At 38.3% G+C, this 23468-nt stretch carries 13 protein-coding genes; all 13 read left to right on the top strand.

The window, feature by feature from the left end:
- Positions 1 to 379 precede the first annotated feature (379 nt).
- A complete protein-coding gene (locus tag NXS00_RS18735) occupies positions 380 to 718 on the top strand; it encodes a PadR family transcriptional regulator (RefSeq protein WP_258100792.1) in 339 nt (112 codons plus the stop codon).
- A 1-nt stretch (position 719) separates the two neighbouring features.
- Positions 720 to 3218 (top strand): permease prefix domain 2-containing transporter, encoded by a 2499-nt coding sequence (locus tag NXS00_RS18730; protein WP_258100791.1) that lies wholly within the window; start codon positions 720 to 722, stop codon positions 3216 to 3218.
- Positions 3211 to 5883 (top strand): ABC transporter permease, encoded by a 2673-nt coding sequence (locus tag NXS00_RS18725; RefSeq protein ID WP_258100790.1) that lies wholly within the window; start codon positions 3211 to 3213, stop codon positions 5881 to 5883. The genes NXS00_RS18730 and NXS00_RS18725 overlap by 8 nt, the downstream gene beginning before the upstream one ends.
- Positions 5876 to 8443: an ABC transporter permease gene (locus NXS00_RS18720; protein ID WP_258100789.1), complete on the top strand. Its 2568-nt coding sequence runs from the start codon at positions 5876 to 5878 to the stop codon at positions 8441 to 8443. The genes NXS00_RS18725 and NXS00_RS18720 overlap by 8 nt, the downstream gene beginning before the upstream one ends.
- The gene (locus NXS00_RS18715; protein WP_258100788.1) at positions 8436 to 11099 is read left to right on the top strand and encodes an ABC transporter permease; all 2664 of its coding nucleotides are present in this window, start codon (positions 8436 to 8438) and stop codon (positions 11097 to 11099) included. Before NXS00_RS18720 ends, NXS00_RS18715 begins: the two co-directional genes overlap by 8 nt.
- On the top strand, positions 11092 to 13761 hold the full coding sequence (locus NXS00_RS18710; RefSeq protein WP_258100787.1) for an FtsX-like permease family protein: 2670 nt from the start codon (positions 11092 to 11094) through the stop codon (positions 13759 to 13761). The genes NXS00_RS18715 and NXS00_RS18710 overlap by 8 nt, the downstream gene beginning before the upstream one ends.
- Before the next feature lie 234 nt (positions 13762 to 13995).
- On the top strand, positions 13996 to 14736 hold the full coding sequence (locus NXS00_RS18705; protein WP_258100786.1) for a hypothetical protein: 741 nt from the start codon (positions 13996 to 13998) through the stop codon (positions 14734 to 14736).
- On the top strand, positions 14733 to 17507 hold the full coding sequence (locus NXS00_RS18700) for a TonB-dependent receptor (RefSeq protein ID WP_258100785.1): 2775 nt from the start codon (positions 14733 to 14735) through the stop codon (positions 17505 to 17507). The genes NXS00_RS18705 and NXS00_RS18700 overlap by 4 nt, the downstream gene beginning before the upstream one ends.
- 1 nt (position 17508) lies before the next feature.
- Positions 17509 to 18663 (top strand): DUF4249 domain-containing protein, encoded by a 1155-nt coding sequence (locus NXS00_RS18695; protein ID WP_258100784.1) that lies wholly within the window; start codon positions 17509 to 17511, stop codon positions 18661 to 18663.
- Positions 18663 to 20912, top strand: a complete 2250-nt coding sequence (locus NXS00_RS18690; protein ID WP_258100783.1) for a Plug domain-containing protein — start codon at positions 18663 to 18665, stop codon at positions 20910 to 20912. The genes NXS00_RS18695 and NXS00_RS18690 overlap by 1 nt, the downstream gene beginning before the upstream one ends.
- Positions 20913 to 21153: 241 nt before the next feature.
- Positions 21154 to 21894, top strand: a complete 741-nt coding sequence (locus NXS00_RS18685; protein WP_258100782.1) for a hypothetical protein — start codon at positions 21154 to 21156, stop codon at positions 21892 to 21894.
- A gap of 111 nt (positions 21895 to 22005) precedes the next feature.
- Positions 22006 to 22233, top strand: coding sequence for a hypothetical protein (locus tag NXS00_RS18680; protein ID WP_258100781.1), 228 nt, complete (start codon positions 22006 to 22008; stop codon positions 22231 to 22233).
- Between the two features lies 1 nt (position 22234).
- Positions 22235 to 23389, top strand: coding sequence for a DUF4249 domain-containing protein (locus tag NXS00_RS18675; protein ID WP_258100780.1), 1155 nt, complete (start codon positions 22235 to 22237; stop codon positions 23387 to 23389).
- Positions 23390 to 23468 lie beyond the last annotated feature (79 nt).

The following is a 23468-nucleotide window of genomic DNA, read 5'->3' as shown; positions in this document are numbered from 1 at the left end:
GAGGCAATACTTAGAAAAATACGTGGCGCCACGTATTTTTCATAATATAAATTATGAAGTTATTTGTGATATAAAGCATCATGCGCAACTCCAATTTTGTACGAGTGGTTTCGTTAGTCTAAAATACTATTGGAATATGTGAAGATGCATTTTGGCGGTTTTGTCAGATATGTGTGTGAATTAATTTGACCTTTTCAACAATGGGTTGAAGAATTTAGGTCTTGATTAAACAGTTTAATTCTAGGGCTTTGAATACTGTTTCGTCAAGGCCTTTTTTCCTTTAATCCTATCAACTCTCTCATTTTTAGTTAATACTACAATTAGGAAAAAACCTTTTTTCTTTCTATGATTGCAATACTGCAATTAGGAGAAAACTAAAATGGGGAAATTTCAATTAGGAGAATTTGAAGAAATAGTGATGCTTACAGTAGGAGTATTGTTTGGCAATGCGTACGGTGTATCCATCAAGAAAGAAATAGAAGAGCGACAAGGTAGAAATGTCAGTGTTGGAGCACTGCAATCTGCATTGAAGCGCCTGGAAGATAAAGGGTATCTCACGTCATACGAGGGGGAATCTACCAGCGAACGAGGAGGTAGACCAAAACGCTATTTCAATATCACTGCTCAGGGAAAAAATGCTATAGAGGAAACTCGCAAAATGCGTAACCAGCTCTATGATGCTATTCCGAAACCTGCTTTGGACGTGAAGATTGGTTGATATGAATAACCAACCACCCAAAATACCGCTCCGCTTTCTGCGCTGGTTCTGCCGACCTGAGCTGCTCAAATACATCGAAGGAGATCTCATAGAGTTGTTCGAAGAACGACATGAGCAAACCGGTTTGCGTATGGCGAAATGGCAATTCTGTTGGGATGTTGTTAGACTTTTCAGACCTGGGATTATTAAGAACCCAAAATCTAAAAGCATAATCATAATTGGTCATTTACAAGAACAGTTTAAAATCTCCATTCGAGTACTGAGAAGACAGAAATTTTATGCCTCAGTGATCATGTTGAGTCTCATCATTGGGTTCTCTTTAGCCAATGTGCTGCTGGCATATCTTTCTAAAATTCCGGATACAGATGCCTATTTTTCACGCAAAACCAATACCTACCGGCTTTTGCATGGGAAACCGGATACTGAAAGTAGACTGGCCATTTTTGATGATGAGGCCCTGGACTACATCCAAAGCAATTATGATCAGGGTGATAACATGTGTCGGATATATTTCTCTGTTGGAAATTCGATAAAATACAATGACCAAATTATCAAGTCCCCAGCTGTGATGGGTGTGTCGGATAATTTTCTGGAGTTTTTCGAATTTGAATTATTGGAAGGCAATTCTCTAGGAGCACTTGAAAAGTCAAGTGTGGTGATTTCAAAAGCTTATGCTGACCAGTTTTTTGGATATGACAATCCAATAGGAAAGCTCGTGACTATAGCTCAGGATCAGGGGAATAAGGATTTTTTTGTCTCTGGAGTGTTGGATCTGGGAGCGTATAATTCACATTTTGATTTTGATATTTTGGTTTATGAAGGTGTTTTAGGGCATATGTATGGAGGTTCTGCTTCTTATGTGACTTTACCTCCAAGTGAAGATCACAATCTGTTTACTGAGAGTTTGCATGCAAATGAGCAAATTCCATATATAAGTGGAGAAAACTTCTTTTTGGAGCCTTTAGGAGAAATTCCATATGCAAGTGCCAATTCTTTCCTATACGTGAGATCTATCTCAGAGCAGATGTTTGCCATTGGATGGGGCGTATGTCTGTTGATACTTGTGCTCTCCACCCTTAATTTTATCAACCTGTACACGCTTACTGCTGTGCATCGGCGCAAAGAGGCTGGAATCAAACATATATTGGGAGCTACGAAAAGTGTGCTTTGGGGAGCTTTTAGTATGGATATTATGATCTATCTGATAAGTGCAGGTCTTATTTCCTTGATGGTGGCAAGTCAGCTTATATCATATTTCAATTTTCGGTTTAGTACCGAACTAAGAAATGTTGATTTGTTTTCGTTTAGGGTTTTGTATCTGTGGTTGGGGCTTATCATCACGATGCTTTTATTGTCACTCTTTTATGTGGCGGCCAAATTCAACATTAAATCTCCTGTGAAAATGATCAGTAGAAGTTCCGATTTTCGATTGAAGATTAATAAATTTTTGCTGATTCCTCAATTTGTAATTGCGGCAGTATTGATCATCGCTTCATGGTTTATGCTAAAGCAACTGGACTTTATCGAGTCAAAACCAATAGGTATGAATCGGCACATTGTTGTGCTTCAGGGATTAGGAAAAGCCGAATTAGCTCGGTTTAAAGGAGAAGTTCTGGAAAGAAGGTTAGTAGACAAAGCAGCTCTCTCTACAGGTAATCCATTCTCTGATATGCTCCGCCTGCTTGATCGCGCTAATTTGCCAGAAGATGGCGTAAATTCCATATCGGGTGATTTGGACTTGATAACTACCCTTGATTTACATCTCAAAATTGATCTGGATACTATTCTGAAAGGCTATTATGTAAGTGAGGCATATATCAAAGCTATGGATTGGGAAGATTCGGCAATGAGCAAGGGGAAGTTCTTCGATAGCCCTATAGCTGGTGTTTTTGAAGATGTAAACATGGCTTCATTTAGAGAAAAAGTGGCGCCAGTTGTATTTATGATAGGTTCACAAGGAGATTTTAATACACTACTTTTGAATTACTCCAATAGGGATTTGAATACTGTTTTGAGCGATGTTTCTACACTCTGGAGAGATATATTTCCTGATACACCATTTGATTATACCACACTTGATGATTCCATTCATAAAGCACATCAGGATGATTTCCGATTGATGAATGTGGTCTCTGTTTTTTCAATAGGAGGCATTTTGATCGCATTTTTCGGGCTTTTTTCTTTGTCTTGGGGTATTATCCAAAACCGTACAAAAGAGATTGCCATCAGAAAAGTGATGGGCGCCAATGCAAAGCAGATCATGGTGCTGCTTTCGCGGGATTTTCTGAGATGGGTTGTAGTAGCCTTTACTGTTGCTGTTCCTTTGGCTATCTGGGGTGTAGGACAGTGGTTAGAGAATTTTGCTTATCATATAAATCTCACGGCAGCAGTGTTTATTACTGTGGGTATTTGTCTTCTACTCATGTCACTCCTCATTGTATGGGTTCATTCTGCCAAAGTAGCACTTTCTAATCCTGTAAACTCTTTACGGGATGAATAATAACCAGCCACCCAAAATACCGCTCCGTTTTCTTCGCTGGTTCTGTCGGCCGGATCTACTCAAGTATATCGAGGGAGACCTGATAGAGCTATTCGAAGAGAATGTGGAGCAAAAGAGCTTGATAATAGCTCGATTGCTATTTATTTGGGAGGTGGTGAAGTTGTTTAGGCCTGGAATAGTCAAATCATTTGGGTCAAGGAATTTGTCCTTAGGAAGTTTAGGTGTTCTTCATGTCAAGATGCTTTTTCGTGGTTTAGCTCGTGATAAGACTTATGCAGTGACAAATATTTTGGGATTAGCTGTAGGATTTACAGCGGCACTAATCATCTATCAATTCCTCAGTTTCGAATTCAATTATGACAGTTCTTACCCCAATAAAGATCGATTATATCGTATAAATCAGTCATCACTTAGAAATGATGAAGTGGTTAATCAAGAAAGCTTCACCTGGAGTGCACTTGGGGAGGAAGCTAAAAATACAATTTCAGGAATTAAAGAGTTGGTCCGAGTACACCCGGTCAAGTATTTAGGAGGTGAGTCATTGGTCGTGTCAAACCCTTTTGATCAAAGTTCCTACTACGAAAAGGATATCCTGTATGTGGATGAAGGATTTCTGGAGGTGTTTGATTTCTGTCTTGTATTCGGTGATGCCGCTAATGCACTTTCTTCACCAGATCAAGTTGTAATTAGCCGGGAGCAGGCCATCAAATATTTCCAAAAAGAAGATGTCATTGGTGAAATACTACGAGTGCATGGAGGTTCTGTAAGTGGTAAATTCAAAGTAGGCGGAGTATTGGAAGAGCTTCCACCCAATTCTCATCTGAAGTTTGATATGTTACTTCCAATGAGTTTTCTATTGTCTCATTATGGGGCTTACACCAGGCAAGATGGATGGGGTTGGACCAATTTTGCAGCATATATCCTTTTGGAAGAGTCAGCTGATCATGACTATATATCGTCTCAACTTAATGATATAGTTGACAAGAGGTTAGGAAATGAACTCAAGCAAAGTGGTGAACAGGTAAAAATTACGCTACAGCCTGTTACGGATATTCATTTACATTCTAGTCTTGATACAGATATTGCAGAGAATAATAATGAACTTGGCAAAGTATTGCTGATAGCTACCATCGGGTTAATCACTCTGATTATTGCCTGGTTGAATTATGTTAACCTATCGATAGGTAAGGCTCTAACCAGAGCAAAAGAAATTGGTGTTAAAAAGAGTCTGGGAGCTTTTCAGTATCAACTTTTCTCACAATCCATTTTAGAGTCAGTAATTGTACACTTGCTGGCGATTGTGATTGGCTTAGTGTTTACCTTCTTACTATCAAGCCAGATCCAACAGTATTTGCAGATCAAATTGGATAATGCTGTGTGGACTAGACCTGGCTTTTGGTTGGTGTTGCTTCTGGTATTACTCATTGGTGCATTCATTTTTGGAGCATATCCAGCATTTATTTTATCGGGAATAAAGTCTAAAATTCAGCAGGTAGGTCTTTTTGGGTCCGGTGGAATATGGATGCGTAGAGGATTGATCTTTACACAATTGACTCTGTCCATGGTATTAATCACCGGAGCTTTTTTGGTAAGTCAGCAGATCGCATACATGAGATCTAAAAGCACGGGAGTAGAAATGGAGCAGGTTTTGGTGTTATCAGGGCCCATGTCACTGGCTGGAGAAGGCGGTACGCTTTTGAAAAAGCAGCACCAATTATTTAAAAAGACCATACTGAAAAACCCAAATGTACGAGCGATCAGTGGGTCAAGTAATATCCCGTCTTCGGGGCAGCTCTGGCAAGGAAACATGCGTAAAATGGGTGCACTTTCAACATCTAATGAACTAGGAGATGCGGTGTTTATTGACGCGGACTTTCTAGATGTTTATGATTTGGAAATTGTTGCGGGACATAATTTTTCTCCAGATATACAGGATTATGAAGCATTAATCATCAATGAAAAGGCTGTAGAATTATTTGATCTGGGGGATCCCCATTCAGCTATCGGGCAGAGCGTAATTCTAGATGGAACTGATACCATTCGTGTAGATGGGGTAGTTAAAGACTTTCATTGGAGTTCTCTGCATTCAGATATCAAACCATTGATCCTGGGAAGTATGACAGGGTATAATGTGAATCTTTCCATTCGTATTGGAGGAGAAAGTATTAAGCAGACTGTTGAATTTATCGAAGATAACTTTCGAGCTCTTTACCCTAATGATCCTTTCCAAAGTTATTTCCTCGATGATCGATTTAACCGTCAGTACAATTCGGATGAGCAATTCGGAAAATTGGTCTCATTGTTTAGTGGATTGGCAGTTTTTATTGCCTGTATTGGACTGTTTTCATTGGTCTCATTTATTGCTAATCAAAAGATCAAAGAAATAGGAATTAGAAAAGTACTTGGAGCAAATATTACCAACCTACTGTCTATTCTGTCAAGAGATTTTTTTTCCATCCTTTTCATCGCAATTCTATTGGCGTCTCTGATATCAATATATGTAGGAGGTAATTGGTTAGAAAACTATGCATATAGAATCGAACTAAGTCCATATCTCTTTTTGATTCCTGCATTAATCCTGATTACAATCACTTTACTCACAGTTTCTCATAAAGTTATTTCTGCGGCTCTTTCTAATCCTGTTGACTCTCTCCGAAATGAGTAAGCCGCCAAAAATATCACTCCGTTTCCTACGCTGGTTCTGCCGACCTGAGTTGCTCAAATACATTGAGGGAGACCTGATAGAGTTGTTTGAAGAAAACGTGGAGGAAAAGAGTTTGATAAGAGCTCGGTTGCTATTTGTTTGGGAGGTGTTGAAGTTGTTTAGGCCTGGAATCATCAGGTCTTTCAGTGGTACTCACAGGATGAGTCAGCTTAGTCTTGTGAGACATAATGTGATTACTTCAGTAAGACACCTGAGACGCAATAAGTTTTTTGCATCTATCAACCTGATTGGTATAGTAGCTGGCCTGATGACATGTCTTGTGATTATGCTGTGGGTAGAGCAAGAGTTCAGTTATGATTCATTTCATGAAGATTCTGATCGTATGTATCGGCTTTCTTGTAATGCAGAGGACTTTCACACTGCGGTTGGTCCAGGATCACTTGCAGGTGCTCTTCATGATAATTTTAGCTTCATAGAAAGTACAGTGAGGGTTCGAGGGATGTTTGATTACACTTTTGAAATTGAAAACAGAAGGTTTGAAGAATCAAGAGTAATTCATGCGGATCAAAATTTCTTTCAGGAATTTTCTTTTAATCTTCTTAAGGGAAATGAAAACACCTTGCTGATGGGTCTCAATCAAATAGCAATTTCCAGCTCTACTGCCGTGAAATTTTTTGGTTCAGAAGATGTAATTGGTAAGGTGATTCGCGAAAGTGATCATGACCTGGTGGTAAGTGGAGTTTTTGAAGATATACCGTCCAACTCTCATTTGAGATTCGATGTGGTGATGCCGTTGTATTACGAAGAGGAAAGTTCTCCATACGACTATGATGGCTGGGATATGTTTGGCTTTATGACTTACTTCAAAGTCTATCCAAGGCAACTATCTGAGGATGAATTAGCCAGCATCAATGAACGTATGATTGAAGTTTTTGAAGCTAATGTCAGCTCTCTTAAAGTTGATTTTAATATAGAACCGATCCGAGATATTCATTTATACAAAAATCTACAGTTTGATACAGACTCCGGTGGAAGCATTGTTTACTTAAGAGCCCTATCTGTGATAGCCATTCTGATCTTACTCATCGCTGGTATTAATTATAACAATCTGAGTATTGCTCATTATCTCAGCAGGTGGAAAGGTATAAAATTAAGAAAAACAATTGGTGCATCAACAAGACAGCTGAAAGCTTATTTTATTTTAGAATCATTAATGTACGCCACTTTAAGCATGCTTATAGCTCTTTTAGGGACTTTCTTATTCTTACCTTATTTCAATTCTATTTTGGAAACGAATCTTGCCCTGGATTTTACTTCACCAGTTGTTGTTTGGTGTATTCTTGGACTTTTGTTTTTTGTTGGAATTGGAGGAGGGATTTACCCTGCTATAACGCTCACTAGAGTCAATACCGTACAAAGACCTGAGAGTTCTCTCTATGGTCGAGAGCGTATTTTAGATGTGAAAAATGTTTTGGTAGGCTTTCAGTTTTTAGTTAGTGTTTGCCTTATTTCCTCGGGTATAATTATGCAAGGTCAGATAAACATGATTTTGGATAAGGACTTGGGCTTTGATCAAGATCAGTTGGCTTACTTCAAGGTGCCTCATGCGGTGAAACCTGAATCTCTTGAATCTCACCTTTTTGGGCACTCACTTTTGCAAACATTCGCATATTCATCTTCTATACCGGTTGATCTAAAAGAAGCAACACATGGTGTTGATTGGGAAGGGAAAGATTCTGAACTACAATCAGTAATACCTGAAATGGAAGTTGATTGTCGTTTTGCTAAGGTTTTTGGATTACAGTTGCTTAATGGAAGATTTTTTGAAGATAAATTTAGCGAGGAACCTGTCTATATGATCAATCGAGCAGCTGCGGAGCTAATGGGATTCACGGTGGATGAGGCAGTAGGTAAGTGGCTGGACAATGTAGGGAAAGGGAAGATTGTCGGTGTTTTTGAAAATTTTCATTTCAAATCGTTACATCATGCAGTGGAGCCGATTATTCTTACTCAAGTATCATCTCAGGATTTTGTTACAATAAAAATCGCTTCTGGCCAAATTACTCAGACAGTCGAATTGTTGGAGGCTACATTGAAAGATCTAGACACTAATGCACAGCTAGATCTAAGGTTTGTTGACAAAGACATTGAAAGACAGTATCAATCAGAACAAAAGATAAAGTGGATTTTTAGTTTGTTCATGACTCTTTCTATTCTCATTTCCAGTCTTGGCATAATTGGGTTGACTGCCTACACAGTCAATAGGCGAATTAAGGAAATAGGTATTAGAAAAGTTTTGGGAGCATCTCGGTCTGTATTGATCAGACTCCTTTCTGGAAAGTTTGCCTGGCTCTTTGCTGTTGCATTTACATTGGCAGTGCCATTTGTTAGTTTCATTATGCGAAAATGGTTGAATGGCTATGCGTACCATATTGATGTTTCTGTTGTGCATTTCGCCCTTGCTTTCTTAGGAAGTATTTTGCTAATCGGAGGCACTATTGTCATTCATCTTATTAAAGCCACAGAAGTAAATCCAGTAAACCTGCTTCGAGATGAATAATCCTCCGAAAATAGCACTCAAATTTTTTCGGTGGTTCTGCAGAAAAGATCTACTCAAATACATCGAGGGAGACCTCATAGAACTTTTTGAAGAACAGGTCGAGACCAAAGGACTAAATAAGGCTCGACTGCTCTTTACCTGGGAAGTTTTAAAACTTTTCAGGCCAGATATTATCAGACTCAATAGATCAATTACTCAAATAAATCAATGGACCATGTTTAAAAACTATCTCAAAGTGGGGATAAGGAATCTCCTCAGGTATAAAGCCTTTTCATTCATCAATATCTTTGGTCTGGCGGTGGCAATGGTTGTTACATTGTTGCTGATTCTTTTATTGGTAGACCAGCACCAGTACGATCAGTTTCATACACATAGTGATCGGATTTATCGGATACATTCCAAACTTGATAACTCGATTATAGCCAATGCTTCCAGTCCTGTGCCACTGGTGGAAACCATGCAAAACGACTTTGCTATTATAGAATCAGGCACGAACCTGATTCCCGGAGTTGGTGGAGATGTGATTTTTAACTCAGCAACTAATACCGAGATCAGAGGATTCTTTGCTGATGATCAATTTTTCAAGGTGTTTAGCTTCCAGTTAAAGGAAGGTAATGAGCGCACTGCTTTAGCTCAACCGAATTCTATGGTTATCACCTCTGAAGTTGCACAGAAATTATTTCATGATGATCCTGCAGTAGGTCAGCAAGTTCGCTTTTTAGATAGAGGGCTCGGCTTGATGAAGATTGATATTGGAACAGGTAAAGAAGAAGTGGCTGAGGACTGGGGAACATTCACTATTACAGGTGTGGTGAATTTAAATGACTACAAATCACATATTGATTTTGATATGCTGGTCTCTGCTTCAACTCTTCCAAGGCTTTATCAGGAAGGTAAGGTTCAAGATCGTTCTGAATCATGGGAAAATTACTCCGTAGGCTATTCTTATTTAATGGTTTATCCTGATGTATCGGAGGCGCAGTTACTGGCTAGTTTGCAAGAATTGGTTGACTTGAAGTACAAGGATATTGCAGATTTATCGGGTATTGAATTCCTACCTAGAAGTTTGAATCAAATAACTCCAGGTGCTTTTGTCGGAAATCCTATTACGTTGCGTTTACCGATTGAAGCTTACTTTGTTCTGTTTGGCTTGGCCATTGTGATTTTGTTATCCGCGGGATTTAACTATACTAACCTGTCGATTGCCAGAGCATTGACTCGTACTAGAGAAATAGGGGTGAGAAAGGTAAATGGAGCTCATAGAGGAAGCTTGATCTTTCAGTTTTTGACGGAATCAGTTCTGACTTCCTTTTGTGCGTCAACAATGGCGGTGGTGATGCTACTCCTTTTAAAACCGGTTTTGAATGCCTTATGGATTAACCAGGTCTTAAATTTTGATTTGACAATAAATGGGTGGGTTTTTGTCGGTTTTTTTGGAGTTTCACTGATGGTAGGATTACTGGCTGGTGCTTATCCTGCTTTAGTGCTATCACGATTCACTCCATTAAAAGCGCTTAAGAATCTTACAGATAGTCATAGTAGTCGGTTTGGTTTTAAGCGGATTCTAAACATTGCACAATTCGCTTTTTCGCTTCTTTTCATTGTGACCGCCATTCTGATCGCAAGACAATTTCATCACATTGTCAATTTCGAATATGGATTCAGTACGGAAAACATCATTAACATTCCCATCCAGGGAAATGATTACAAGCTGATTCAAAGAGAATTCGAATCAATTGCGGGAGTATCTGATATTTCTGCTTGCGAATTTGTACCTGCACTGTTACATACCAATGGAGCATCCGTTAGTAGAGCATTTTCAAGTGAAGATTTATTTAATGCAGAAATGATCAGTGTCAGTCCTGACTTCATCAAGACGATGAGTTTTGAATTAGTTGCCGGTAAGAACTTGCCTGCTCATCTGGAAAATTCAGTTGTGGTTAATATGTCCTGTATTGATAAACTTAAGTGGGACAATCCAAATGAGGCACTTGGTCAAACCATCTATTTGGAAGGTCAAAAGGCAGTGCAAATCGCTGGAGTAATCAATGATGTGAAATTTCAAAATCCAATCATGGGAGATGGCAAACTTCCTTTGATCCTCGTCAATAAGCCAGAGCTATTCAGTTTTGTGAATGTAAAAGTAAATGGAGATCCGTATGAAGTGGTTCATCAACTCGAGGAGAAGTGGGCTGCGATCGATCAGACTCATCCTTTCAATTATTTCATTTATCAGGACCAGCTCGCCAAATCTACCAGATGGTTTGGGGATCTGGTGTCTATTGTAATAGGTATTGCTGCTTTGGCAGTGATTATTTCTTGTCTTGGACTTTTGGGCATGGCCATTTATACAACAGAAAGGAGAATAAAGGAAGTCAGTATAAGAAAAGTGCTAGGAGCCAATACCAGTCAACTCCTACTCGCCTTAGGTAGATCGTTTTTAATACTCCTGCTGATTGCTATTGTCATAGGAGGGCCACTGAGTTATTTAATTAGCAATCTATGGTTGGAGAGCTTTCCAAATCGAGTGGATTTTGGGCTTGGTACTGTTGCAATTGGCTCCTTATGCTTGTTGCTTATCGGATCTATAACGATTATTACTCAAATAGTAACAGTATCCAGAACCAATCCAGTAAAGTCGCTCAAAGATGAATAATCCTCCGAAAATAGCACTCAAATTTTTTCGGTGGTTCTGCAGAAAAGATCTTCAAAAATACATTGAAGGAGATCTTTTCGAACTTTTTGAAGAACAGGTCGAGACCAAAGGACTCAATAAAGCTCGATTGCTCTTTACATGGGAAGTTTTGAAACTTTTCAGACCAGATATTATCAGACTCAATAGATCAATTACTCAAATAAATCAATGGACCATGTTTAAAAACTATCTCAAAGTGGGGATTAGGAATATCCTCAAGTACAAGACTTTTTCATTTATCAATGTATTCGGATTGGCCGTGGCAATGTCAATTGCCATGCTGATCATCTTGATGATTGTAGACCAGGAGCAAGCAGACCGATTTCATGAACATACAGAAAGGATGTCTCGTGTGGTAACTCGTGCTGATGATGGACCTAGAAATGCTTCTACACCAATACCTTTAGCAGAAGCGCTACAAGAAGAGCCATCAGTGGAGTACGTAACTCAGTTAGTCAAAGGTGTTGGAGGAGATTTGGTGTTTCCATATGGGCAAAGCAGTACGGAAATTCGTGGATTTTTTGCAGATGACCAGTTCTTCAAAGTCTTTGGATTCGAATTGGTTCAGGGAAACGCTAATAGTGCTTTATCTAACCCTCGAAGTATTGTCATTAGTCAGCGGGTTGCAGAACGACTGTTTGATGGAGATGCATTGGGCAAGTCTGTAACCTTCACGGATCGTGGATTAGATCCCATTCAGATAGATCTGGGGATGAGCAATGGAAAAGAAGCCAGAGACTGGGGTGGATTTATTATTTCAGGTGTAGTAGATGTGGCTTCAGTCAAATCACATATCCAATTCGATGTACTCATTTCAGTGGCTAGTATTGAGCCTTTGGTGAAAGCCAATCAACTAGATGAGAACTTACAAAACAATGTGAGAAGTTGGGGACTTCACTCTGGAGCCTATACGTATGTTTTGCAGAAAGAATCAACTTCCCAGGAAGAACTAGCAGCATCCCTCCAAAGAATTATGGCTGATAAGAAAGACTTGATTGGAGAAAAGTCTTTTGAAGTGCAATCATTTTCAGAGATCAACCTTGGTGAATTCATGGGAACTCCTATTTCACTGAGGCTGCCAATTGAAGCATATTATGTGCTAAGTATTCTCGCTCTGGTGATTTTGATATCGGCGATATTGAATTATACCAATCTATCTATCGCCAGGTCTCTAACACGTACTAAGGAAATTGGGGTTCGCAAAGTGAATGGTGCTACTAAAAATGACATCTTTTCCCAGTTTATGGTGGAGTCCGTGTTGATCGCTTTCATTTCATTGTTTGTAGCAAATGGAATACTACTTTTATTAAAACCCATGTTTCAGTCCATGTGGGTGATTCAGCAATTGCAGATGAATTTGTCGTTGAATTTGACCGTATTCATCGCTTTTGTGGTTTTTACTTTGGTTGTAGGAGTATTTGCAGGAATCTATCCCGCAAGTGTACTTTCACGATTTGCGCCTACGAGAATTTTAGCTAGAGCAAATGCCTCAGGGAGTGGTAAACTGAAGACCTTTATTAATGTGACTCAGTTCGTTTTCTCTTTATTCTTAATTGTGACTTCAATCGCCATCGCTAAGCAATTCGAACATTACTTGAGTTTTGATTATGGTATGAATACTCAGAATATCATCAATCTACCTCTTCAAGGCAACGACTATGAAGTAATGATGACTGAGCTCAAATCCGTACCGGGTGTTGAAATGGTTTCTGCATGTCACCTGATACCAGCAATGCCTAATAATTTTGGAACCTACTATTCTTTAGATGGAGACTCAGAAGGAGATTGGCTTCAGGCAGAGTTGATGAGTGTGCATCCGAATACCTTGTCTACTCTGGACTTACCATTGATAGCAGGAAGAAATCTGGATAATAACTCCAGGCAAACAAATCAGCTGGTGATAAATGATTTTGCCAGTCAGCTAATGGGCTATGAGTCACCTCAAGAAGCTCTAAACCAAACCATATATGTAGGAGGTCATGAAGGGCAATGGCAAATCATTGGAGTTGTGGAAGATTTTAAATTCCAGGCCTTAATAAGTGGGGCAGGAGATAAGTCATTGCTCATGCGATATGACCCTGCTTATTTCAACTATCTTAATGTCAAAGTAGCTTCTACGGATAATGAAGATATTCTGGTAGGACTTGAAGAAAAGTGGGCATCTGTAGATCCTGTGCATCAGATGCAGTATTATTGTTTTGATGAATCGCTGGCTAAGTCCAATCAATGGTTAGGCGATGTTGCATCCGTAATTGGTTTTATTGCTGTATTGGCGATTATCATCTCGTGTTTAGGGTTACTAGGAATGACCGTCTACAGTACTGAACGAAGAGTCAAAGAAATTGGCATCAGAAAAGTATTAGGTGCTAGCTCAGGTCAATTGATTTTAATTCTAGGAAAATCCTTTTTGATAATGATCGGTGTGGCGATCATCATAGCTGCTCCAATGAGTTTCTTCGTCAATAGACTTTGGATTGACAATATCCCAAATCAGGTGAGTTTTGGTTGGGGGACAGTATTGTTGGGTACGGCTATGATGCTAATACTAGCTGCAGTAACAATTCTCTCTCAAGTATTCAAAGTATCCAGAACCAATCCAGTGGAGTCACTACAGTATGAGTGATCATTCTGGATACCAATTCTTTAATCTTACGTTAATGGAGGCGTCGCTTCCATTGAAGTATAAGTAAAATAGTAGTTTATCATCATTGTTATACCGTTGATGTAATTATTTTAATGAATCACGTTCTTTATTGAGATAAATGATATTATTCATGTAAGTTCGCTATGAGTGTCTGAATAGGGAAATCACATTTTTGAAGACACTTAAAGCATTAACATTGTTCATTCTAGCCTAATGATATCAAGACTATACCAGCTAATTTTTATCACCGCACTTTTATTGTCTTCATTTTTCAGTTATTCGCAAAAGGCGATCAATGTAGATAGTTTGAATTTGGATGGTGACCTTCAGGCGTGGTATGACGCTCAAGTTGGACCAGAATCTACTTCTTTAATCATTGGAACTCGAGCTATACCAGAAGTAAAGGCGGTTGTTTCTCATCCATTCTTTCGTACCAATATTTGGGTTGATGGTAGTATATCTTATCGTGATGAGAATTTTGCTAAGATTCCGTTGATGTATGATTTGGAAAAGGACTTGTTATACTTAAAAGTTCAAAATTCAGATCAGACGATCTCTCATCCAGTTTTATTAATTCAAAATCAGGTAGAATGGTTTAGGTTAAAAGATGCCGTTTTTAAATATGTACCAAATTCTGTTGACTTATTAGGTGCGGGTTTCTTCCAGTTTCTACACGATGGTGAACAAATTAAACTGATCGCTAAAAGACGAAAGTATGTACTCGTAGGAGGAAGCAAAGGCGAAAGTGAGTATCGAAATCAAAATTGGTATTTCATAGACTACAATGGGTACCATCGTATCAAACGTAAGTCAGATTTGCTCAAGTTATTCCCAGAATATAAAAAGCAGATCAGGCTATATGCCAGAAAGAATCATCTTAAAATAGCTCGTCCTGACCATGATGAAGATTTTGTTCAGGTAGTTAACTATTGTGAATCACTTATTGCCCAATGAAACAGCTCTATTTTATCATTTTTTGTAGTTTGAGTCTAGCCCTTAGTGCTCAAGAATCACCTTCTGTAAGCAGTAAGGAATATTCACAAAAATCACTAAAAAGTATATTTGATGATTTTCATCAAGAAACCAAGTATCCATTTTTCTATCAGTTAGATCATATTGAAGGTCAGACGTTTTCTGGAAAAGTTGAAGCTGGATCTTTGGAATCAGCCCTAAAGGAGGTTCTTTCTGGTACTGATATTAATTCATTCATTTATGATTCTGCTGTTTATGTCGCAAAAGATTTGAGAATCATTCAATATCCTAAAATTGGTCAATCATTCAAGTCACTTTCTGGAGGAGAGATAGAAGAAGTGGAGAAGGGATTGCTTTTTTCTCAAGAATATATGATCGAGAATAGTTCTTCTAGTGAAGAGGATTTTGTTTTTGAAATCGGTAATAGAACGGATTTGGTGCCAGGTGGTAGTTCTACCGTTGCTGGATATGTGACAGTGAAGGAAACCGGTGAACCTCTAATTGGTGCTTTGGTTTATATGATGGACCCTATGATTGCAAGTTCAACAGATGCAGATGGGTTTTTTTCCTTGAAACTGCCAAATGGGAAGCACACATTGTTAGTCCAGTATTCAGGAATGAAGAATACACGAAGGAATGTGGTGTTGTTTGCAGATGGAAGACTAGATATAGCAATGGAAACTGACGTGATCGCCCTGCAGGAAGTGACTATCGAATCGGAGCGGGATGCAAACATTGCAAGTGTGCAGATGGGTGTCAATCGATTAGATGTTGAGTCTGCTAAAAATGTTCCGGCAGTATTAGGTGAGCGTGATATTGTAAAAATTGCGACCACTTTTGCGGGTATTCAGAGCTCTGGAGAAGGTGCTTCAGGTTTCAATGTAAGAGGGGGTAAATCAGATCAGAACCTATTTCTTTTGAATGGATCACCGATCTATAATACATCGCATTTTCTTGGATTTTTCTCCGTTTTCAATGCTGACGCTATTGACAATATGGAGATATATAAAAGTGGAATTCCTGCAAAATTTGGAGGAAGGTTATCGTCTGTATTTGATATTACCTCCAAAAAAGCATCCAAAACAGAATTTCATGGCGTCGGAGGAATATCTCCAGTCACATCAAAATTGACATTGGAAGTGCCGATTTTCAAGGAGAAATCAGGGTTGATGGTTTCAGGAAGAACAACCTATTCGAACTGGGTACTGAACAACGTAGGGAATGCCGACTATAAGGATAATAAAGTTTCATTCTATGATATTCTAGCAAGATATGATCACGATATCTCAGCCAAAGATGAGCTTAGCTTGAGCATGTATTTCAGTGAAGACAATTTTAGATTGGCTGCAGATACACTTTTCTCATTTTCGAACTTTTCTTACACCAATAAGAACTTGAGTGGCCAGTGGAAGCATACATTTTCTGAGAAAGTGGATATGAATATAAGTGCTGTATATTCCAATTATTCGTATGAAGTAGAGTATACCGAGTCATTACCGAATGCGTTTGTACAGGATTTTGAAATTGGTGAGACCTCAGTCAAAGCGGAGGCAGGATATTATTTAGATGATATCAACACTTTTACTGCAGGTTTGGAAGTTAAAAATTACGAGATCAATCCAGGATCCAAGTCTCGAGAAGGTGAACTGTCATTAATTGAAGAGCAATTCATTGATCATGAGTACGGACGGGAAATGGCGGTATATCTAAATGATGAATATATAGTAAATGATAAATTGTCTCTTTCAGGAGGAGTGCGCTATTCTATGTTTGCATCACTGGGTGAAAGCACCATTTATGCTTACGATCCAGACAAACCAAAATCTTTAGAATCCATAATCGATTCAACTTATTATGGTGATGGAGAAACTTCTAGTTTTTATAGCGGTCCTGAGTTTCGTGTTTCTGGACGATATCTTCTTGATAAAGTCACTTCCATCAAAGCAAGTTACGGACGTACGAGGCAATACATTCATACATTAAGCAATAGTGCGTCTTTGTCGCCAACGGACACCTGGCGTATCTCCAATGAGCACCTTTTGCCGCAAATAGCAGATCAATATTCAGTAGGGGTGTTTAGGAATTTTTGGGCTAATAAGGTAGAAACATCTTTAGAGGGTTATTATAAGCATCTGCAGAATCTGGTGGACTTTAAAACAGGGGCAGATTTTCTACTGAATAGTAATGTGGAAACTGCAATTCTTCAAGGTCCTGGTAAGTCATATGGAGTAGAGTTTTCCGTTAAAAAATCTGGAAGGTTGAATGGTTGGTTCAATTATTCATACGCACGAACCTTGATACAATTGGAAGGTGCTTTTAAAGAGGAAACGATTAACAATGGAGCCTATTATCCTGCCAGCTATGACATGCCGCATACGATCAATATTGTTTCTAACTACAAACTGACCAAGAGACTGAGTGTGTCTTATAATTTGGTATATAATTCAGGTAAACCAGTTACCTACCCGATAGCCAGATATAATTTAAAAGGGATAGAAGTAGTTGATTATTCAGATAGAAACGGCTATCGAATTCCAGATTACTTAAGAATGGATATAGGAATCAGTTTAGAGGCAGGTCATAAACTGTCTCGATTGGCACATTCAGACGTCACATTCTCTGTCTATAATGTGTTGGGTAGGGACAATCCGTATTCGGTCTATTTCGATTTGGTAAATGGAGAAGTACGAGGCTATAAGCTGGTCGTTTTTGGAAAACCAATCCCTACAGTGAGTTATAACTTTAAGTTCTAAAATGAAAGTACTTAAGAATCTACTTTTCGTGATGTTATTGGGAGGTATACTCTCGTATTGTTCTATTCCTATTGACTCAGAATCATTTGGTTATAGACGGTCTGTAGTGGTGGATGGAATGATTACCGATGAGTATAAAACTCATAAAATTAGATTGAGCTACACAAGTGAAGTAAATAATGGATTCTATGAAGCAATATCTGATGCTGATGTAAAGGTTGTGACTGGAAGCGGTCAGGAGTATTTTTTTCAATTGGGATTTGATGGCTATTATGGCTCCGAGGAGGAGTTTGCGGGTATTCCTGGTGAGACGTATCAGCTCCAGTTCACGATAGGTTCGGATAGGGGGTACAGTTCCAATGAAATAGAATTGATTGCTTCGCCACCTATTGATAGTATTTATGATCGCTATGCAGAATTATCTGTAGAAGGAAGTGATCAATATGAAGGTGGGATTCAATTCTTTTTGGATACACATGACGATACGAATCAAGCACAGAATTACCTGTATGAATGGACAGAAGATTATAAGATCGTAACACCTAAGGTTGCATTTTATAAGTATCTTTCTCAAGGAGTAGTGCCTGTTCTGCAAGATTCTACAAGTGTTTGTTACGGATATGGACAGTCATCAAGTATTTTAATAACACAGGCTTTGAAATCGGGAAATCGAGTTGTAGAATTTCCAATTAGATTCATTTCTGGACTAGATGATTTTCTTCGAAATAGATATTCAATTAGTGTGAAACAATATGCTATTTCTGCCAGCTCATATGGTTATTATCGCCAGTTCAAGGAATTGAACGAATCGGGTGGGTCACTTTTTGATCAACAGCGCGGAACCCTGGTAAGCAACGTAACTTCTTTTACAGATCCAGATGAAATAGTACTTGGATACTTCGATGTAGCCGGTGTGTCAGAAAAACGAGTTTTTTTTAATTATGATGATTTAGATCCAAATTTCCCTCGGCCTGGTTATCGTGCTCAATGTTATTCAACAGAATTGTCATTTGAAGATTTCTTTATGTTTTTTACTCCTACCATGGATTTGACATATTATGAAGAGGATCAACAGTTAGTGAGATTTCAACCGCCACCGTGTACTGATTGTACCAGTTTTGGCCCTACTGAAGCACCTGAATATTGGATAGAATAATGATGAGAATAGTTTTTAGTATTTCGATTTTCTTTGCTCTTGTTTCAAACAGTTTGGCTCAGGGTTCAAATATTCGAGAAGAAGTATACGTTCACCTCAATAGTGACTATTTGATTGTTGGTGAGTCCATCCTTTTTTCGGCATATTGTAGAGGTGAGAGTACAGGACAGTTGTCCGATTTGAGTAAAGTGCTTTATGTAGAGCTTGTAGGTGAGAAAGGGGCTGTTTTTCAAGAAAAGATAAGACTTGATCATGGCGTTGGCAGTGGTGAGTTGTTTTTGAACTCTTTGATTCCAACAGGTAAATACTACTTGTTTGCTTACACTCGATGGATGAAGAACTTTGGAGATTATCATCAAAGTGAAGTAGTTATTATCAATCCATATGAGGATTATAAAGTACCTGTTGATTCGAGCAAAAAGTCGTTTAAGCTGGATCTTCGTCCAGCTACGGGTAAGTATGTCTCTGAAGTAGAAAATGTGGTTGGTTACCAGCTGACAGGAGGAGATCAACAAGAATTGTGGAAAGGCAAAGTAGTAAACGCTAATGGCGATAAAATTCTGGATTTTACTTTTGATCAATTTGGCTTAGGCAAGTTTCTTTTCACGCCATCACTTAAGGAGAGTTATCAAGTGATATTGGAGGATAATAAAGGGAATTTTCATTTTCAGGATATGGAATTGTCAGCAGGTGGAGGAAGTACCATATTACTGGAGCATTCTCGATACAACCTTGACGTGCAAGTCAGCTCGTATCCGGACATGAATGAGTTTGGAAGGTTGGTAATTACTTCTCTGGATAGAAGTATGACGTATTACGACAGAAGTGTCAACCTTAATTCACAAAATCGTATTAAAAGAGATCAGATTGACAATGATGAGGTTGTCGTAGAGTTATATAGTGAGAATGACGAATTGTTTGCCTCACGAGTTTGGTACTTTGATGTGCCGTCAGTTACAGTCTCTGAATCAGATGTCAATTATCCTACAAGGACTGCTTTAAATTTGACTAAAAATATCCCAGAGGGACAATATTCTGTTTCTGTGAGAAAATGTGCTGAAGGGAAGAGTGCAACCAAGTCTTCTGTGATTCTTGATCAATCTGACTTGTCCAGATTTAGCGATTATGTGGATTTGTCAACATATTTTAATACTAAGAATCTTGATCAAATTGATTTGGAGTCATTACTATTGGTCGCAAGCCAAGAAGTAGGTTCATCCAAAATCAAAACAACAGAAAGTATTCATCTTCTTCCTGAATTTCGTGAAGAACTGATCAGTGGTAAATTGTTTGACGCTAATAAAACTCCACTGCCAAATCAATTTGTGGCATTGACCATTCCTGGTGAAGTATTTCAATTGAGAATAGCTCAAACAGATAACAACGGGGCATTTACGCTTCCATTCAAAAGTCAATTGTCTGAAATAAATGGATATATAGTAGCATTGGATACCAGTTCGAGTAATTATGTTGTCTTAGATGACATGTTTATGAGTAGCTATCCAAAGCTTGATTATAAGTTAAAAGCATTGGAGAAAGATCAGGTAGCTGATATCATAGCTCGCAGTATCAGGTCCCAAATTCAAAATACATTTTTTGTTGAGCTACCTGAATCTTTAGATAGCTCTAAGTGGTTACCTCAGATCCCTTTTGACCAGTCATATATATTAGATGAGTATACACGTTTCAAAACGTTGAAAGAGACATTTGTAGAATACATTTTGGCTGTAAATGTTAGGGAAAATAGACCTTACAAAATCAGAACCTGGACTGACTTTAATTTAAAGAGTGATCAGAAGCCTCCATTGGTTTTGTTGGATGGAGTGCCAGTTCCGCATGATCAGTTATTGGAGTTTTCTCCATACAACATTGAGAAAATTGAAGTGTTAAAAGATCGATACTTTTTAGGGCCATATATTGCAGATGGTGTAGTCAGTTTGACTACAAAGCCTGGAAGTTTTAAGGATTTTGATTTTCCAGACAATTATGAAGTGGTCAAAATCAAGGAGCTACGCTCAACAATTGGAGAAATAAACCAGAATGTGACCAATACTCTAAACCTCCCTGATCAGAGAGATCAGTTGTATTGGGCGTCGGACTTGACTGTGTCCAGCGAAGAAAGCACTGAGATATCTTTTACTTCCTCTGATGTGCCTGGGAAATACGAAATGGTGATTGAAGGTTTTACTGAAGAAGGAAAGCCCTATTCAATAATAGAATTCTTTAATGTAGTACAACCGGTAAATTGATTTCTGGTTAGTTGGGATACCAATTTTATAATCTTACGTCAATGGAGGCATCACGTTTATTGAGGTATAATTAAAATAGTAGTTAATCACCATTGTTATACAGTGGATGTAATGAACTTAATGAATCACGTTCTTTATTGAGATAAATGATATTATTCGCGTAAGTTAGCTATGAGTGTCTGAATAGGGAAATCACATTTTTGAAGACACTTACAGTTTTAACAATGTTCATTCTAGCCTAATGAGATCAAGACTATACCAGCTAATTTTTATCACCGCACTTTTATTGTCTTCATTTTTCAGTTATTCGCAAAAGGCTATCAATGTAGATAGTTTGAATTTGGATGGTGACCTTCAGGCATGGTATGACGGTCAAGTTGGACCAGAATCTACTTCTTTAATCATCGGAACTCGAGCTATACCAGAAGTAAAGGCGGTTGTTTCTCACCCTTTCTTTCGTACCAATATTTGGGTTGATGGTAGTATGTCTTATCGTGATGAGACTTTTGGTGAGATTCCGTTAATGTATGATTTGGAAAAGGATCTGTTATACTTAAAAGTTCAAAATTCAGATCAGGCTATCTCTCATCCAGTTTTATTAATTCAAAATCAGGTGGAATGGTTTAGGTTAAAGGATGCCGTTTTTAAATATGTACCAAATTCTGTTGACTTATTAGGTGAGGGCTTCTTCCAGTTTCTACACGATGGTGAACAAATTAAACTAATCGCTAAAAGACGAAAGTATGTACTCGTAGGAGGAAGCAAAGGCGAAAGTGAGTATCGAAATCAAAATTGGTATTTCATAGACTACAATGGGTACCATCGTATCAAACGTAAGTCAGATTTGCTCAAGTTATTTCCGGTATACAAAAAGCAGATCAGGCTATATGCCAGAAAGAATCATCTTAAAATAGCTCGTCCTGACCATGATGAAGATTTTGTTCAGGTAGTTAACTATTGTGAATCACTTATTGCCCAATGAATCAACTCTATTTTATTATTTTTTGTAGTTTGAGTCTAGCCCGTAGAGCTCAAGAGACAGCTTCTGTAAGCAGAAAGGAATATTCACAGAAATCACTAAAAAGCATAATCGATGAATTTTAGCAAGAAACCAGGTATCCATTTTACTATCAGTTTAGAGGCGGGTCATAAACTGTCTCGACTGGCACATTCAGACGTCACATGCTCTGTCTATAATGTGTTGGGTAGGGACAATCTGTGTTCAGTCTATTTCGATTTGGTAAATGGAGAAGTACGAGGCTATAAGCTGGTCGTTTTTGGAAAGCCAATCCTTACTGTGAGTTATAACTTTAAGTTCTAAAATGAAAGTACTTAAGAATCTACTTTTCGTGATGTTACTGGGAGGTATACTCTCGTATTGTTCTATTCCTATTGATTCAGAATCATTTGGATATAGAAAATCTGTAGTGGTGGATGGAATGATCACTGATGAGTATAAAATTCATAAAATTAGGTTGAGCTACACAAGTGAAGTAAATAATGGGTTCTATGAAGCAATATCTGATGCAGATGTAAAGGTAGTGGCAGGAAGTGGTCAGGAGTATTTTTTTCAATTGGGATTTGATGGCTATTATAGTTCAGTAGAAGAATTCGCTGGTATTCCTGGTGAGACTTATCAGCTCCAATTCACGATAGGTTCGGATAGGAGGTACAATTCCAATGAAATAGAATTGATTGCTTCGCCACCTATTGATAGTATTTATGATCGATATGCGGAATTATCAGTAGAAGGAAGTGATCAATATGAAGGTGGGATTCAGTTCTTTTTGGATACACATGACGATACGAATCAAGCACAGAATTACCTGTATGAATGGACAGAAGATTATAAGATCGTAACGCCTAAGGTTGCATTTTATAAGTATCTTCAGCAGGGAGTAGTGGAGGTAACTATAGATTCTACTAGTGTCTGCTATGGATATGGACAGTCATCTAGTATTTTAATAACACAGGCTGTGAAATCTGGAAATCGAGTTGTAGAATTTCCAATTAGATTCATTTCTGGACTGGATGATTTTCTTCGAAATAGATATTCAATTAGTGTGAAACAATATGCTATTTCTGCTAGCTCATACGGTTATTATCGCCAGTTCAAGGAATTAAATGAATCGGGTGGGTCACTTTTTGATCAACAGCGCGGAACCCTGGTAAGCAACGTAACTTCTTTTACAGATCCAGATGAAATAGTACTTGGATACTTCGATGTAGCCGGTGTGTCAGAAAAACGAGTTTTTTTTAATTATAATGATTTAGATCCAAATTTTCCAAGACCTGGATACAGAACACTTTGTTTTCCTACAGAGGTGACGTTTGAAGATTTCTTCGAATTTTATTTGCCTAAAGTAGATTTGGTGGAGTATAATGAGGAACAACAGTTTGTGGTTTTAGAGCCAGGAACATGCACAGATTGTACGAGTTTTGGTTCTACTCAAAGACCCGAATATTGGATAGAATAATGATGAGTGTAGTTTTTAGTATTTCGATTTTCTTCATTCTTGTTTCAAACTGTTTGGTTTAGAGTTCAAATTTTCGTGA

The organism is Marinoscillum pacificum, assembly GCF_024714495.1.
Classification (GTDB): Bacteria; Bacteroidota; Bacteroidia; order Cytophagales; family Cyclobacteriaceae; genus Marinoscillum; species Marinoscillum pacificum.
This window is presented reverse-complemented; position numbering and strand designations above follow the sequence as displayed.

Excerpts from the sequence above, each read along its gene's own strand:
- NXS00_RS18715 (WP_258100788.1), top strand. The coding sequence starts at position 8,436 with ATGAATAATCCTCCGAAAATAGCACTCAAATTTTTTCGGTGGTTCTGC.
- NXS00_RS18680 (WP_258100781.1), top strand. The coding sequence starts at position 22,006 with ATGAATTTTAGCAAGAAACCAGGTATCCATTTTACTATCAGTTTAGAG.
- NXS00_RS18705 (WP_258100786.1), top strand. The coding sequence starts at position 13,996 with ATGATATCAAGACTATACCAGCTAATTTTTATCACCGCACTTTTATTG.
- NXS00_RS18720 (WP_258100789.1), top strand. The coding sequence starts at position 5,876 with ATGAGTAAGCCGCCAAAAATATCACTCCGTTTCCTACGCTGGTTCTGC.
- NXS00_RS18675 (WP_258100780.1), top strand. The coding sequence starts at position 22,235 with ATGAAAGTACTTAAGAATCTACTTTTCGTGATGTTACTGGGAGGTATA.
- NXS00_RS18735 (WP_258100792.1), top strand. The coding sequence starts at position 380 with ATGGGGAAATTTCAATTAGGAGAATTTGAAGAAATAGTGATGCTTACA.
- NXS00_RS18700 (WP_258100785.1), top strand. The coding sequence starts at position 14,733 with ATGAAACAGCTCTATTTTATCATTTTTTGTAGTTTGAGTCTAGCCCTT.
- NXS00_RS18685 (WP_258100782.1), top strand. The coding sequence starts at position 21,154 with ATGAGATCAAGACTATACCAGCTAATTTTTATCACCGCACTTTTATTG.
- NXS00_RS18725 (WP_258100790.1), top strand. The coding sequence starts at position 3,211 with ATGAATAATAACCAGCCACCCAAAATACCGCTCCGTTTTCTTCGCTGG.
- NXS00_RS18730 (WP_258100791.1), top strand. The coding sequence starts at position 720 with ATGAATAACCAACCACCCAAAATACCGCTCCGCTTTCTGCGCTGGTTC.
- NXS00_RS18710 (WP_258100787.1), top strand. The coding sequence starts at position 11,092 with ATGAATAATCCTCCGAAAATAGCACTCAAATTTTTTCGGTGGTTCTGC.
- NXS00_RS18695 (WP_258100784.1), top strand. The coding sequence starts at position 17,509 with ATGAAAGTACTTAAGAATCTACTTTTCGTGATGTTATTGGGAGGTATA.
- NXS00_RS18690 (WP_258100783.1), top strand. The coding sequence starts at position 18,663 with ATGATGAGAATAGTTTTTAGTATTTCGATTTTCTTTGCTCTTGTTTCA.